The 14,589-nt window shown below is 45.5% G+C and carries 11 protein-coding genes; 9 read left to right on the plus strand and 2 right to left on the minus strand.

The window, feature by feature from the left end; all coding sequences use genetic code 11:
* Nucleotides 1-88 precede the first annotated feature (88 nt).
* The 7 genes from ACFYU8_RS03080 to ACFYU8_RS03110 all read left to right on the plus strand — a co-directional run bounded on the left by ACFYU8_RS03080 (nucleotide 89) and on the right by ACFYU8_RS03110 (nucleotide 8,638).
* Nucleotides 89-1,249, plus strand: a complete 1,161-nt coding sequence (locus ACFYU8_RS03080; protein WP_390295925.1) for an acyl-CoA dehydrogenase family protein — start codon at nucleotides 89-91, stop codon at nucleotides 1,247-1,249.
* A gap of 16 nt (nucleotides 1,250-1,265) precedes the next feature.
* Complete coding sequence (locus ACFYU8_RS03085; RefSeq protein ID WP_390295923.1) at nucleotides 1,266-2,435, plus strand: CaiB/BaiF CoA transferase family protein; 1,170 nt, start codon at nucleotides 1,266-1,268, stop codon at nucleotides 2,433-2,435.
* Nucleotides 2,432-3,202, plus strand: a complete 771-nt coding sequence (locus tag ACFYU8_RS03090) for an SDR family NAD(P)-dependent oxidoreductase (RefSeq protein WP_390295921.1) — start codon at nucleotides 2,432-2,434, stop codon at nucleotides 3,200-3,202. Before ACFYU8_RS03085 ends, ACFYU8_RS03090 begins: the two co-directional genes overlap by 4 nt.
* 30 nt (nucleotides 3,203-3,232) lie before the next feature.
* On the plus strand, nucleotides 3,233-4,411 hold the full coding sequence (locus tag ACFYU8_RS03095; protein ID WP_390295919.1) for a lipid-transfer protein: 1,179 nt from the start codon (nucleotides 3,233-3,235) through the stop codon (nucleotides 4,409-4,411).
* Nucleotides 4,412-4,439: 28 nt separating this feature from the next.
* Nucleotides 4,440-6,131 carry a long-chain-fatty-acid--CoA ligase gene (locus ACFYU8_RS03100; RefSeq protein WP_390295917.1) on the plus strand — a complete coding sequence of 564 codons (1,692 nt, stop codon included), beginning with the start codon at nucleotides 4,440-4,442 and terminating at the stop codon, nucleotides 6,129-6,131.
* A gap of 288 nt (nucleotides 6,132-6,419) precedes the next feature.
* The gene (locus ACFYU8_RS03105) at nucleotides 6,420-7,898 is read left to right on the plus strand and encodes an Lsa family ABC-F type ribosomal protection protein (RefSeq protein ID WP_390295914.1); all 1,479 of its coding nucleotides are present in this window, start codon (nucleotides 6,420-6,422) and stop codon (nucleotides 7,896-7,898) included.
* A 161-nt stretch (nucleotides 7,899-8,059) separates the two neighbouring features.
* Nucleotides 8,060-8,638: a dihydrofolate reductase family protein gene (locus ACFYU8_RS03110; RefSeq protein WP_390295912.1), complete on the plus strand. Its 579-nt coding sequence runs from the start codon at nucleotides 8,060-8,062 to the stop codon at nucleotides 8,636-8,638.
* Nucleotides 8,639-8,700: 62 nt separating this feature from the next.
* Here the strand turns inward: ACFYU8_RS03110 and ACFYU8_RS03115 are convergent, their stop codons facing one another.
* Both ACFYU8_RS03115 and ACFYU8_RS03120 read right to left on the minus strand, forming a co-directional pair.
* On the minus strand, nucleotides 8,701-9,666 hold the full coding sequence (locus ACFYU8_RS03115) for a DHH family phosphoesterase (protein WP_390295910.1): 966 nt from the start codon (nucleotides 9,664-9,666) through the stop codon (nucleotides 8,701-8,703).
* Between the two features lie 86 nt (nucleotides 9,667-9,752).
* Nucleotides 9,753-11,765 carry a sigma-54 interaction domain-containing protein gene (locus tag ACFYU8_RS03120; protein ID WP_390297328.1) on the minus strand — a complete coding sequence of 671 codons (2,013 nt, stop codon included), beginning with the start codon at nucleotides 11,763-11,765 and terminating at the stop codon, nucleotides 9,753-9,755.
* Nucleotides 11,766-12,013: 248 nt separating this feature from the next.
* On the opposite strand from ACFYU8_RS03120, the gene ACFYU8_RS03125 reads away from it, so the two are divergent.
* Together ACFYU8_RS03125 and nikB are read left to right on the plus strand one after the other, a co-directional pair.
* Complete coding sequence (locus tag ACFYU8_RS03125; protein ID WP_390297325.1) at nucleotides 12,014-13,624, plus strand: glutathione ABC transporter substrate-binding protein; 1,611 nt, start codon at nucleotides 12,014-12,016, stop codon at nucleotides 13,622-13,624.
* Nucleotides 13,625-13,653: 29 nt separating this feature from the next.
* Nucleotides 13,654-14,574, plus strand: a complete 921-nt coding sequence (nikB, locus tag ACFYU8_RS03130; RefSeq protein ID WP_390295908.1) for a nickel ABC transporter permease — start codon at nucleotides 13,654-13,656, stop codon at nucleotides 14,572-14,574.
* Nucleotides 14,575-14,589 lie beyond the last annotated feature (15 nt).

Genomic DNA, 14,589 nt, shown 5'->3' on the forward strand with positions numbered 1-14,589 from the left:
GAAAGACCCACCACTTTACAAGTCCGAGAAATGGCATGGTATTTGCAAAAACAAGTATACGAAGAATGCTAAGAATGGAGGAGCTAGCATGTATCAAACTATCGCTATTGAAGACGAATTAAAGCTATTCAAAAAATCGATTGAGGCCTTTGCCAAAAAAGAAATCGAAGCTCACTATAGCAAATGGGAAAAGGAAGGGATGTTCCCAAGAGTGCTATGGAATAAGCTGGGGGAGGCTGGTTTCCTATGCGTGGGCATACCCGAGCAATACGGTGGTTTAGGAGCACCTCTTTATTTCGAGGCGTGTATCATTGATGAATTCAGTCGGCTCGGGTACAACTCTATTTCCGGGGGACTTGCCGTTCATTCGAACATCGTCGCTCACTACCTGTTAAACTCCGGTACGGAAGAACAGAAAACGCATTACTTACCCAAAATGGCCACAGGGGAATATGTGGGTGCAATCGCAATGACTGAGCCTGGCGCCGGAAGTGACTTGCAAGGGATCAAAACGACGGCAATGAAACACCCGGAAACAGGTGAATACACGATCAATGGCTCGAAGACATTTATCTCGAATGGTCAAATGTTTGACTTTGTAATCGTTGTAGCCAAAACCAATCAAGAAGTTCCCGTTTCGAAAGGTACAACTCTTTTCATTGTGGATGAGGCGACCAAAGGCTTAACAAAAGGGAAGAACCTGAAGAAAATAGGTCTGCATTCTGCCGACACGTCAGAACTATTTTTCGACGATGTTTGTGTGCCGCCTAGTCAAATCCTCGGTGCATTAGACGGTGGCTTTAGCACGCTGATGAATGAATTACCACGGGAGAGGACAATCTTGGCAGTTGGTGCATGTGGTGCTATGGAGGGAGCCCTGGAAATCACGATTCAGTACCTGCAAGAACGTGAAGCGTTCGGGAAACCACTTAGCAAGCTACAGGTGATTCGTCATAAAATCGCCGAGATGGTAACTGAAGCAAAAGTGAATCGTGCCTTTGTGAATCAGTGCTTGGTCTTACTAGAGAAAAACCAGCTGTCAACAGCCGAGGCAAGTATGGCAAAGCTCTCATCAACGGAAGCGCAATGCCGAGTGGCTGACGGTTGCTTGCAGCTATTTGGCGGCTACGGCTACATGGAAGAATATCCAATCTCCAGAGCCTATACAGACGCGAGAGTCCAACGCATCTATGGCGGTACTTCCGAAATCATGAAAGAAATTATTAGCAAGGACGTATTGGGAAAATAGAGTAGGAGGATGACATGTGGGGATTTTAACTGGGTTGAAAATATTGGATTTCTCCACGCTCCTGCCAGGACCTTTTGCTACCATGATGCTTGCGGATATGGGAGCAGATGTAGTGAAAGTCGAATCACCGCATCGTGAGGATGTGGTAAAGCATCTTCCTCCGATGGATGGCGAGGTATCTGCAACATTTGCCCATCTCCATCGTTCAAAGCGATCGTTAGCCCTCGATTTGAAAACAGAGGAAGCCAAAGAGGTCGTATACCAGTTGGTGAAAGAGTATGACATCGTGATCGAGCAGTTTCGACCAGGTGTCATGGACAGAATGGGCATTGGTTATGAAAAACTGAAGGAGATCAATCCCAGAATCATTTACTGCTCGATCTCAGGCTATGGTCAGACAGGACCGTATCGGGATCGGGCCGGCCATGATATTAACTATTTATCGTTAGCAGGTGTTGCTGGCTATTCATCCAGGAAAAAAGAAGCCCCGGTTCCAGCTGGGATACAAATAGCGGATTTGGCAGGGGGATCGATGTCTGCCGTCATCGGAATTTTAGCGGCAGTTTATCACCGCGAACGAACAGGAGAAGGTCAGTATATCGATATAAGCATTACAGATGTAGTTTTTGCATTGAATGCTGTGTATGGCCCAGGTTACCTAGTTGGAGAGATAGAGCCAGAGCCTGAATCCTTGCTATTAAATGGCGGTTATTTTTACGACTATTATGAAACAAAGGATCAGCGATATTTTTCCGTCGGCAGTTTGGAACCGCAATTCCAAGCAAGATTATGCGAACGCATCGGTGACGATCGTTTACGAAGTCTGGGCAGCAGACGACGGATAGAAGATCAGCGCGCTTTCAAGACGAGACTTGCGGAAATATTTAAACAGAAAGATTTTGCGGAGTGGGTAATGATTTTTGGCGGTGATTTTGACGGCTGTGTCGAGCCAGTTCTAAAATTTTCAGAAGCGGTCCAGCATCCACACATAAAAGCAAGGGAACTTCTTGTAACTGTTACGAAACCAGAAGGAGGAACACAGCAGCAGATCGCCTTTCCCATCAAGTTTTCCACGCAACCAGCTGCGTACCGATTTACAGGTGTGCAAACAGGGACGCATACAGAAGAGATTTTCAAAGAGATTGGCTTTGATCCAAGGAAAGATAGAGGAGATGAACGAGAATGAATCTACACGATAAAGTAGCGATTGTAACAGGCGGGGCTTCAGGGTTAGGTTTGGCGACAGTGACGAGGCTGGTCCTGAAGGGCGCGAAGGTGGTTATTTTTGATGTCAATGAAGCAAAAGCAAAGGAAGCAGTCGACCAATTAGGCGAGAATGTCCGCTATGCATTGGTGAATGTAGCCGATGATGAATCGGTACAGCAAGGGATCAACCAAGCGATCAAAGCTTTCGGTGCAATACACATATGCGTGAACTGTGCAGGTGTCGGAACCTCAGGGAAAACGATTGGAAAAAAGGGCGTACTACCTTTAGAGGCATTCACGAAAGTCGTCGGCATTAATTTGGTAGGGACTTTTAATGTATTGAGGCTGGCGGCGAATGAGATGAAAAATAATGAGCCACTCACCGACTCAGGAGAAAGAGGTGTGATTATTAACACGGCTTCAGTCGCTGCCTTCGATGGACAAATGGGGCAAGCTGCATACGGGGCAAGCAAAGCAGGCGTATCAGGGATGACCTTGCCAGTTGCACGTGACTTGTCTGAGTTCGGGATTCGTGTCAACACGATTGCACCTGGTTTGTTCCTGACACCCATGGCTGATTCTTTGCCCGAAAATGTGATGACAAAGCTCGCGGAAAGTGTTGAATTTCCAAAACGATTAGGACGCCCGTCAGAATATGCAGAGCTGGCAATATTTATCATGGAGCATGAGTATATAAACGGCGAAGTCATTCGTTTAGACGGCGGCATTCGGATGTCACCACGGTAAAACCAATCAATCAAACAGGAGGTTAGCAATATGACGAACCAAGCAAATGTGATAGGTGTAAACATGGTGAAATTTGAGAAGCCAGGTAAACATGAACCTTATGAAGTCATGGCCGCAAAAGCAATTACGGGGGCCCTAGCTGATGCTGGTATTACGCTGGCAGAAATCGAGCAAGCCTATGCGAGCTACGTTTATGGCGATAGTACATGTGGGCAAACTGCTCTCTACCAGGTAGGCATGACAGGTATTCCGATAATCAACGTCAACAATAATTGCTCATCCGGGTCTACTGCCCTTTACATGGCACGACAAGCAGTGGAAAGCGGTGCTTGCGAATGCGTCCTAGCGTTTGGCTTTGAAGAGATGCAGCCGGGGGCGTTAGGTGAGCAATGGACAGACCGGACCTCTCCTTTTCAGTGGATATACAATCGGTTTGATGAATTAAACCGTGAATTGCCTGATGGGCCTGTTGCCTTAAAGGTTTTTGCAGCAGCTGGTTCAGAATATCTCGAAAAATACGGAGCTAATCCTGAAATTTTCGGGAAAGTCGCCGTTAAATCGAGGCAACACGCCGTCCATAATCCTTATTCCTTGTTCACGAAAGAGCTCCATTTAGACGAAGTGATGAATTCGCCTGTCGTATACCCTGGTTTAACCCGCTTGATGGCGTGTCCACCGACATGTGGAGCAGCAGCAGTCATCGTGTGCAGTGACAGCTTTGCCAAAAAACATCAGATTCATAAGACTGTGAAAATCATTGCTCAATCGATGACGACGGATAAACCGAATAGCACCTCGAACAATCTGCATTTAGTCGGCAGTGACATGACAGCACGGGCAGCCGCACAAGTGTATGAAAAAGCAGGACTCGGCCCAGAGGATGTCGACGTTGTAGAGCTGCATGACTGCTTTACCCCCAATGAAGTCATTACGTACGAAGGACTGGCGCTCTGTGGTGAAGGGGAAGCAGAGAAGCTAATTCATGAGGGGAACAATACGTATGGCGGAAAATACGTGGTCAATCCTTCCGGTGGACTCATGTCAAAAGGGCATCCTCTTGGCGCTACAGGATTGGCTCAATGCACAGAATTGGTTTGGCATCTGAGAGGGGAGGCAGGAAATCGTCAGGTAGAAGGGGCGAGGATTGCCCTTCAGCACAATCTTGGCTTGGGTGGTGCATGTGTTGTTACGATGTATAGCAAAGGTTGAAAACTAGGGATAGAGGGGGAATTTGTTCATGAGAATGGTAAAAGGAAGCCCATCTACTTCGATGGATGACTATCAATTGAACACGACAACTTTGATACGTCATGCTGTGCGAAATTTTCCGGATCAAGAACTTCTCTATCGCAGTAACCATCAGCTTTTTCGTTATACGTACAAGGTTGCCTACAAGCGCATGATGAGGATTGCCAATTTTCTTGAAAATAAACTTGATGTCCAACCAGGTGATAAAATCGGCGTGCTCGATTGGAATTCCGAGCGACATTTCGAATTATACTTCGCCATTCCTGGGATCGGGGCTACACTTTTGCAACTGAATTTGCGCATTTCTCCAGATGATCTAGCCTATGTGACCAATCATAGCGAAGCGAAATACATTTTTGTTGATAAGTCATTGTTGTCTGTAGCCGAAGCGATAGCTCCAAGTCTGCAAACCGTTAAAGGCTTTATCATCATGTCAGATAAGCCGATGTCAGAAATAAAAACAACGCTAGCGCCTATTTATCCCTTTGAAGAAATGATCAAGGATGAACCTGCCGAATATGACTGGCCGATTATCGAAGAGTCGACAGCTTACAGTGCTTGCTATACATCCGGAACTACGGGCAGACCAAAAGGCGTCTATTATTCCCACCGAAACATGTATCTTCACACCATGGCGGGAGCAGCTTACTTTGGCGTTGATAGCCATGACTGCTTACTGGTGATCGTACCGATGTTCCATGGTCAATCATGGGGACTCGTGCACGTTGCTGTCATGATGGGGGCAAAAATCATTTTCCCAGGACGTTTTATGGCAGAAAACACTGCACCACTCGTAGATCTGATGATCGCGGAAAACGTCACGATTACAGGAGGGTCACCGGCGATTTTTCTCCCGATGCTGCAATATATCCGGACCCTTGAAAGGAAGCCTGATCTTAGCCGTGCAAGGTTTTTATCTGGTGCATCGGAGCCACCCGTATCCTTAATGAGGGGCTTTAAAGAGTTGACAGGGGCCGAAATTATTCATGCATACGGTGCGACGGAAACGACACCATTGGTCGCGATTAACTACCAGATCAATCCAACTCTGCGAAACAAATTGACGGTGGAAGAAACATGGGATTTAAGAAGGAAACAGGGCCTGCCGATCACGGGCGTTGATTTTACCTTATTTGATCCAGATACAGGTCAAGAAGTCCCGCGTGATGGCAAATCAGTCGGTGAAATATGCATAAGAGGACCATGGATCACGGGTGCTTACCACCTTGCACCGGATAATGAAAGCGGTTTCCGAAATGGTTACTGGCGAAGCGGTGATGCAGGGACCATCGACCAGAATGGATATGTAAAAATTGTTGATAGAATCAAGGATGTCATCAAGAGTGGGGGCGAATGGATTTCCTCCATCGATATGGAGAATGCGTTAATGGGCCATCCTGAGGTTCTTGAGGCAGTAGTCGTCGGAATCCCGCATGCCGAATGGGAGGAACGTCCACTTGCGCTCGTTCGCATGAAAGACTGCAAAGTAATTCCAAGAGAAGAGTTTGATCATCTCTTGTACGAACATTTTGCCAAGTGGCAGTTCCCGGATCAGATTCTGTTTGTTGAAGAAATCCCCAAAACGAGTGTGGGTAAGTTTAATAAGAAAGAAATTGTGAAGCAGTATAAGAATCTCTATCTTGGAACGGAGTCTGAGGGAGTCGTGTCGTCGGAATTATAAAAAGGGAAACTTGTTGAATCTAAATATTGGATATGATACAATGCTGATAACTTAATGACGGGAGCTGAAAGGTATAATGGATTCTTTTCTTGCCTAAAAAATAAAACAAAAAAGCGAGATCCTTCGCAAGTTTTATTCTTTATTTGCAAGAAAGTTACATTATCTTTTCACTCAATCAATATATCCATATCTAACTCTTGTTTGAGTTGGATTTGCTGTATTTATTTGAGCTACAAGAGAGGGTAACTTTCTTGTAGCTTTTCTATTTTTATACAGGAGGATGATTGTATGTCATTAATCAATGTAAATAACTTGACGTTTGCCTATGAAGGCAGTTTCGATAACATTTTTGAAAACGTGAGCTTCCAAATCGATACGGATTGGAAATTGGGCTTTACGGGAAGAAACGGTAGGGGGAAGACGACTTTTCTTAACCTGTTGCTTGGTAAATATGAATACAGCGGAAAGATTAGTGCGCATGTCAGCTTTGAATACTTTCCTTTCCAAGTCGAGAACAAAGAAAATCTGACCCTTGATATCGTTCAAGACATTGTCCCGGACTATCAGCTATGGGAATTAATGCGCGAGTTCTCCCTCCTAAAGATTTCAGAGGATGTTCTGTATCGTCCCTTTGAATCTTTGTCTAACGGGGAGCAAACGAAAGTGATGTTAGCCGCCTTATTTCTGAAGGAAAACAGCTTTTTGTTAATTGATGAACCAACCAATCACCTCGACATGCATGCAAGGGAGCTCGTCAGTGATTATCTCCATTCCAAAAGCGGTTATATTCTGGTGTCCCACGACCGGGCATTTCTAGACAACTGTGTCGATCACATCCTGTCCATCAACAGGACGAACATCGAGGTGCAAAAAGGGAATTTCTCCGATTGGTGGGAAAATAAACAGAGACAGGATAACTATGAACTCGCTGAGAATGAGAAGCTCAAAAAAGACATTAAACGCTTGTCGGACGCAGCGAAACGTACAAGCAACTGGTCGGACGCTGTGGAAAAGACGAAAAACGGAACATTAAATTCTGGTTCCAAAGTAGACAAAGGGTATATTGGCCATAAGGCTGCGAAAATGATGCAACGCTCCAAGTCGATTGAGAAACGACAGCAATCCGCGATTGATGACAAATCGAAGCTCCTGAAAAACATTGAAAACCAGGATAGCCTAAAGATTGCACAGCTTGCTTATCATAAGAACCAACTGGCTGAACTAGAAAAGCTTTCGATTCAGTACGGAGAGAAGCTAGTTTGCTCAGATATCAGCTTTACGATTGAGCAAGGGGAGCGTATTGCGCTAGCAGGCAAGAACGGTTCAGGCAAATCAAGCATTCTCAAGCTCATTTTCGGGGAGGACATCGATCATACAGGTACCTTCCGTAAGGGGAGTCAATTGAAAATCTCGTATGTTTCTCAAGACACTTCCCATCTAAAGGGCAATCTGACTGACTTTGCGCGAGACAACGGGATCGATGAAAGCCTGTTTAAATCGATTTTGCGCAAGCTGGATTTTTCCCGGGTGCAATTCGAGAAGGACATCTCTGCTTTTAGTGGCGGGCAGAAGAAGAAAGTACTGATTGCGAAAAGTCTTTGCGAGAATGCACATCTTCATATTTGGGATGAGCCGCTAAACTTTATTGACGTCATTTCTCGCATGCAAATTGAAGAGCTGCTCCTCGAACACTCGCCAACGATTCTTTTTGTAGAGCATGACAGGGAATTTTGCAATAACATCGCTACAAAGATCGTTGAACTGTAATAGGACGAAAAGTGTCTAAAAGAAAGAAGGTGGGGAAAACCGATTCGTTTTCCTCACCTTCTTTTTTGTCGGAAGGGAAATTTGAGCAATTGAGAAGAAATACTGAGTAGTGAAATGTGGTAATTTTTAGATAATACTATTGAAAGAATGGTGGAGATTCGATGGGGAAAATAATTGTAAACGTAAGCTGCACATTGAATGGTATCTTTACTGGGCCGACAGGAGAAGAAGGCAATATGGTAAGCTGGGCGTTGCCTGGCATCATGGATGCTACAGATGATGGTCTTGCGTTCTTCCAGAAGGCTGACGCAATCTTGATGGGGCGGGTCACCTATGAAGGCTTTGCAGGCTACTGGCCGTTCCAAGAGGGAGAGTGGGCTGATGCAATGAATAAGACTCAAAAGTTTGTAGCAACCACTAATAGTGAGCTTATGGAAGTTCACTGGGGAGACTACAACGATACCATTACACTCCTTCATTCTGATGTCATGTCGAAAATAAAGGAGCTAAAAGAACAAATCAAGGGTGATATCATTGTTGCTGCAAGTGCAGGTCTTATTCAAAGTATAATAAATGCTGATTTGCTTGATGAACTCCGAATCATTATTCATCCGGTCTTAATGGGCAGCGGCAAACATTACTTTGACAACATCCATACACGTCACGACATGAAGTTGGTAGAAACGAAGCTTTACGAAAAAAGCGGCTCAATGCTAATGCGCTATGAGATCGTAAAATAATGGATAACAAAAAAGCCCAATTTCTCAATTTTAAACGGGAAATTGGGCTTTTTCATATTGAGCTAATTCGTTCGTAAAGCAGGGTACACGAAGGCTTTTAACGTAACGCCCGTAAAGGAACATCCGGAAGCCTTTGGATGACCGCCGCCCCCGTAATGCTGGGCGATCACAGACAGATCCACGTTTTCGCGAATGGTTCGAAAGCTGATTCTGCCTTTCCCGGGATCGAGCATTGCGACGAAATCAATCATTTCCGCATTCTTACATAAGAAATTGCCTGTCGTGGAGTGATATTGTTCGAGGAAAACCACGCCCACTTGATACGTTTTTGGCTCGTCTAAATCGATTTCTACGGGAATCAGCTTCATTTGTTTCAGCTTTTTTTGCTCGAATTCATCGATTCGCTTTTCTTCCGTATAGATGAGAATCGACTCTACTTCGTCAAATACGAACTGATCCGTATGTGTACCTTCACCACGCAAGCGTCCCAGCACATTTTGAACAAACGTTTCTCGTTCGACCATATAGAATAAAATGTTCAGTTGATTGGCTTGAACAGTACCAGTTGCATCCCAGTCCCACGTATCAAAGGAACGAACCAACTCCACATAGTCAGAGAGAACGCCTGTAGGTGTCAGATGTCCTTGGTTTACCAGGTAATCATAATAAAGGCTCGTTGCCGAAGTCTTTTTCCCCGCTTGTTCCGTGATAACGTTTGCCCATTCGTACTTGGAAGCCAATGGTAAGGCGGTTGAGTGATGATCGATCAAAATAAACGCATGTCCCTGCTCGACCTTTTTCTGAATGAGCAAAGCGACCTCGTCATTGACACTCACATCGGTAATCACAACATACATATCGGGGGAAAGTTCTTCTTCGATAAACTTCTGTACTTCTTGATTGACCGTGTAAGGAGTCACTCCTCGGGAATCGACTTCTTGATTGGAAAAAGCAATTTGACTCAGGATCGCGCATGATACGCCATCCAAGTCCTTGTCACTGAAATGAATGATTGTTTGATGATTCATCAGGCATCTCCTTACTAAATGAGTCCGTATTTCGTATTTCACTACCATGAATCATTTTTCCCATGACTGCAATAGATAGACCACTTTTATTTCAAAACCCTCAGTCCAGCTTCGGTTAACCTCGTCCCAAAAGGCCCCCGACTTTTCACGATATATCCTCGCGATTCCAGCACATCCAATCTGCTGCGAATCTGCTGCTCGCTCAGTGGCTTTATCCAATCCGTGCTCATTTCAGTTATTTTCCGTCGATTTGGCCTTTCACCACGTTCCGCTATGGTTTGAATACTCCGCAAGATGAGTAGTAGCTCATCTTCTTCATCAGGAATGACCGGAGCTTCGGTATGTGAATCATCCCTTTTTAGAAAGTTGCTTTCCCACGGCATATCCTCGATTTGGATGGTATTCTCATCACATACAGCCAGCATGTAATCGATGGTGTTCTTTAACTCCCGCACATTTCCATACCACTGTAGGGATGTGAGCTTCTCGATGACTTCTGGCTTGACAGTTACCTGTGGGTGCTGGCTTTGTCGGATAAAATGCCGAACGAGAAGAGGGATGTCATCCGTTCGAGTCCGCAGGGAGGGGAGATCAACAAAGAGAACACGTAGCCGATGGTACAAATCTTCCCGAAAAGTCCCTTTTTCGATCATTTGCAGCAAATTTTTGTTAGTGGCGGCAATGATCCGTACGTCGATAGGAATGATTTTGCTTCCTCCGATGCGCATAATCTCTTTTTCCTGTAGGACGCGTAGAAGTCGTGCCTGTAGCTTCAGGCTACTGTCTCCGATCTCATCCAAAAAGATTGTGCCGCCGTTCGCCTGTTCGAACAAGCCAACTTTTCCGCCTTTTTTAGCCCCTGTGAATGCACCGTCATCATAGCCGAACAGCTCGCTTTCCATCAAATCCTCAGAAATCGCGCTGAAATTGATAGCGAGAAACGGCCTCTTGTCCCGCAGAGAAGCGTTGTGAATCGCACTCGCAAAAAGCTCCTTGCCTGTTCCGCTTTCTCCTTGGATTAGAAGGGTGAGGTCGGTTTTGGCCAGCTTTTTTGCCGTTTCCTTTGTGCGCGTGAGGGTTGAGCTTTCCCCGATCATATCGTCAAACGTGTATTTTGCCACAAAGCCTTTCTTTTTCAATTCGGAGCGTAGTGATCTCTCCAACTCGATCGTCTGTCGCGCATTCTTGAACGTAGCAACGAGTGATTGGTCATCATTTAATGGGAAGCGGTGAACGATCACTTCAACCTGACCGAACGTAAACCAGCGATCCTCTTCCTGTAAACGTGCAAATAAAAAGTCGATGAGCTCAGGATGATCAATGACATCGTCAATTTGTCTGCCGATAACGCGCTTGGCAGAGACACCAAGCAGAAGGCCGAGTTCCTCATTGAAGACCGTTATCTTGCCATCTTGCGTAATCGTCAAGATTCCGTCGTTGACGCCATCCAGTACATCATTCAAGTGCTTGTTCAAATCCGTAGCGATCTGGTTGGCATCCGCTAGCCGCTTACTCAATTGAATGATCTTGCGCAAATAGCGCTGAGAGATAACATCTCCTGGCCCGTTCAGTTGAAAATGGTCGAGTATTTGATGAATCGTCGAGATGTCCATCAGACGGGGGCCGATACTAACTGCCTCTTGAACATGGTCAGGGATTAGCTCGAACGCTCCTGGTGTCACCGCGAGATCAATTTTTTCTACATGCGGAATGCCGGGGTAATACGGTATGTAATGAATGTGGTCAATCCCTAGCTTTTTCAGTGATTCAATGGACTCCAAACATGTTTCTAACGAGTCATTCACGTAATAAGCTTTGGTTCCAGCTGGCAAGTATAAGAGCCTGTCGATGTTTTCGTAATTGATGATCCTTTTGGCAATGATGAGATTGCAATTTGTGCCAAGGCATGCCCTTATTTTTGGTTCTTCTAATACGAGCGGGTGGGAGAGGACGACCAATTCATTATGAAGAGATGTGGGAAGCTCCTCCTCAACGGAATAACTGCTCATTCGCACATACCCATCCATAATCTCTTGGAGCTGATTGACAAGTGCAGTTCGGGTGTCCTTGCTGCCAGCCAGTAATACGAATTCGTTCATCATGCCGTCCTCGCTTTTGGTTATTTGGTTATGTTTGGGTAAGATAGTTGCAATAAATAACCGAATATTCATTATCTTAAACCAAATAGCTTTTCATTGCACGAATAAGTGATGGGGAAAACCAGCAAATATCAAGGGTTTAGTAAAGGAAGCAGCATAGACAGCTGCCTATTTTTTTTGGCATAGATCATGCTAATTAACTCAGTAGTTTCACTTCATTGCGAGAAAGGGGATCGATTTACGTGCAGATGAGAAAAAGAGTGAAATTACTCACAGTCAGCTTTTGGGTGGCAACTGCTATGTTAGCTGGCTGTACGAGCAATCCTGGTCAACCCCCGCCAACAAACGGACCAGCACCAGAACACGCCGAGCAACAAGAAGTACCAGTAAAAGCAGAATTAAACGCGGAATTGACAGTGGCCATCGAAGCTGAGGCCACCTCACTTGATCCTTGGAATTCCACGGACAGCAACACGCTACACATTTTGTCCACGATGTTCGAAGGACTGCTTACGCTGAATGAAAATGGAGAGGTTATCCCTGTTCTTGCAACTGATTACCAATTAAACGCTGATGCAACAACTCTTACTTTTCACTTGCGAAAAGGAATTCTTTTTCATGACGGGACAGTCTTTGATGCTGATGTAGTGAAAAAGAATCTGGATTATGTGCGAAACAAGGAGAATGGCATGGCGCGAGCGAGCTTCTTTGGATTTATCAAGGAGGTTACAGTAGTAGACCCGGACACGATAACGGTCACGGCGAACGAACCCAATTCTGCGATGGTTGCCTATATGGCACATCCTTCTGCCAGCTTTAAATCGCAGAAAGAATTGCAAAAAAAGATCGATGATCCGAAATACAATTTGGACCGGTATCCAGTGGGAACTGGGCCGTACCAATTCCGCGAATGGAAGAACGGGCAGTTTGTGAAGGTAGCTGCTTTTGATGGTTACTGGGATAAAGAGAAACCGGCAAAGCTAGCAACGATTCTGTTTAAGCCTGTGACGGAGGCAAGTACGAGGGTCAATATGCTAAAAGCTGGCGAAGTAGACATCGTGACAAGTTTGCCGACACTGGATGCACGAACGATAGGGAAAGACGCGAATCTGGATGTTTACTCTGGTCCATCGCTCAACATGATTTATGTCGGTTTGAATGCAAAGCTGGATAAGTACAAGGACAAGCGTGTGCGTCAGGCGATGAACTACGCGATAAATAAAGAACAGTTGATCAGCCAGGTTGCCGACGGATATGGCACAGCTGCCGACTCGCCGCTTTCGCCATTGGTGAAAGGCTACGCGAAACAGCAAAGCTATCTGTACAACGTTGACAAAGCGAAACAACTTTTGACGGAAGCGGGTTATCCAGATGGTTTCGCAGCTACGTTGTGGACGCGCAATTCAACGGAATTCGTCGCGATTGCTGAAAATATCAAGATGCAGCTACAAGCTGTAGGGATCAAAGTAGAGGTGCAAGCTTACGAGAGCGGCACGCTATTTGAAAGGCTGGACGCTGGAGAGGGCACTGACTTGTATATCGGGCGATGGGGTACGGGTACTGCTGAAGCGGATTGGGGAATGAGACCAAACTTTGCCTCTGACAGAATTCCACCGAACTATAATAATTCTGGCTTTTATCAGAACCAACAAGTTGATCAGCTGCTAAATGAAGCATTGAAAGCAACGGACAACAGCATGGCACAGCAAAAATACACCGAAGCACAAAAAGTCATCATGGATGAGGCTCCATGGATATTCTTGTACGTCCCGGATGTGGTGATCGCAAAACGGAAAAATGTTGTAGATGTTGGGGTTAGCCTTGATACAGTTCGTCTCCATGCTGCTTACAAACAATAAGCTAGTTTTACAAAAAGAAGGTGTAGGAAATGGCTAGATATATTATCGGTCGCGTATTAGGCATGATTCCCATTTTAGTGATCATCTCGATCCTTTCTTTTTTGTTCGTACATCTTACCCCTGGTGACCCGATCCGCATCATGTATGGTGCCGAAATGGATATGGCCACCTATGAGAAAGTAAAAGAGAGCCTGGGCTTTCATGATCCACTCTATGTGCAGTATGGGCGGTACCTTCAGCAAATTTTGACGGGAGATTTCGGTGTTTCTTACAAAACGAAGACCAATGTGTCTGACGAGATTAGTAAGCGGTTCTTATACACGCTTGGTTTAACGTTTGCTGCCATGTTCTGGGCTCTCATCATAGGCCTGGTTGTTGGGATATATTCTGCGGCGAAGCGCAAGTCGATTTGGGACCGCCTAGGGATTATTTCAACCACGACGATCATTAGCATACCGGAGTTTTGGTTCGGACTCATACTCATGCAAATTTTTGCTGTGCAGTTAGGATGGTTTCCGACGAGTGGCAGCGGAACCTTTGCCCACCTCCTGCTTCCGTCGATAACACTCGGGTTCGGTGTATCTGCGATCATTGCCCGCTTTACACGTTCCAGCGTCCTTGAAGTATTGCAGGAAGATTTCGTACGTACAGCCAAGGCAAAAGGGCAGCGAGAATCAGTCATTATTTGGACGCATGTATTGCGTAATGCGCTAATTCCCGTGATTACGATGACCGGGCTGCAATTTGGCTTTTTGCTCGGAGGAGCAGTTGTCGTTGAGCAAGTTTTTGCCTGGCCGGGGCTGGGATCGTACTTGATTGATTCGGTTCTAGCTCGCGATTATCCAGCCATGCAAGCGCTCATTCTGCTCTTTTCCGTCCAGTTTCTCATCGTCAATCTGCTTGTAGATATCAGTTACAGTCTCGTGAATCCGCAAATCCGTTATGAATAACGAAGAGGAGCAGAC

Source organism: Brevibacillus sp. NPDC003359, assembly GCF_042878995.1.
GTDB lineage: Bacteria > Bacillota > Bacilli > Brevibacillales > Brevibacillaceae > Brevibacillus.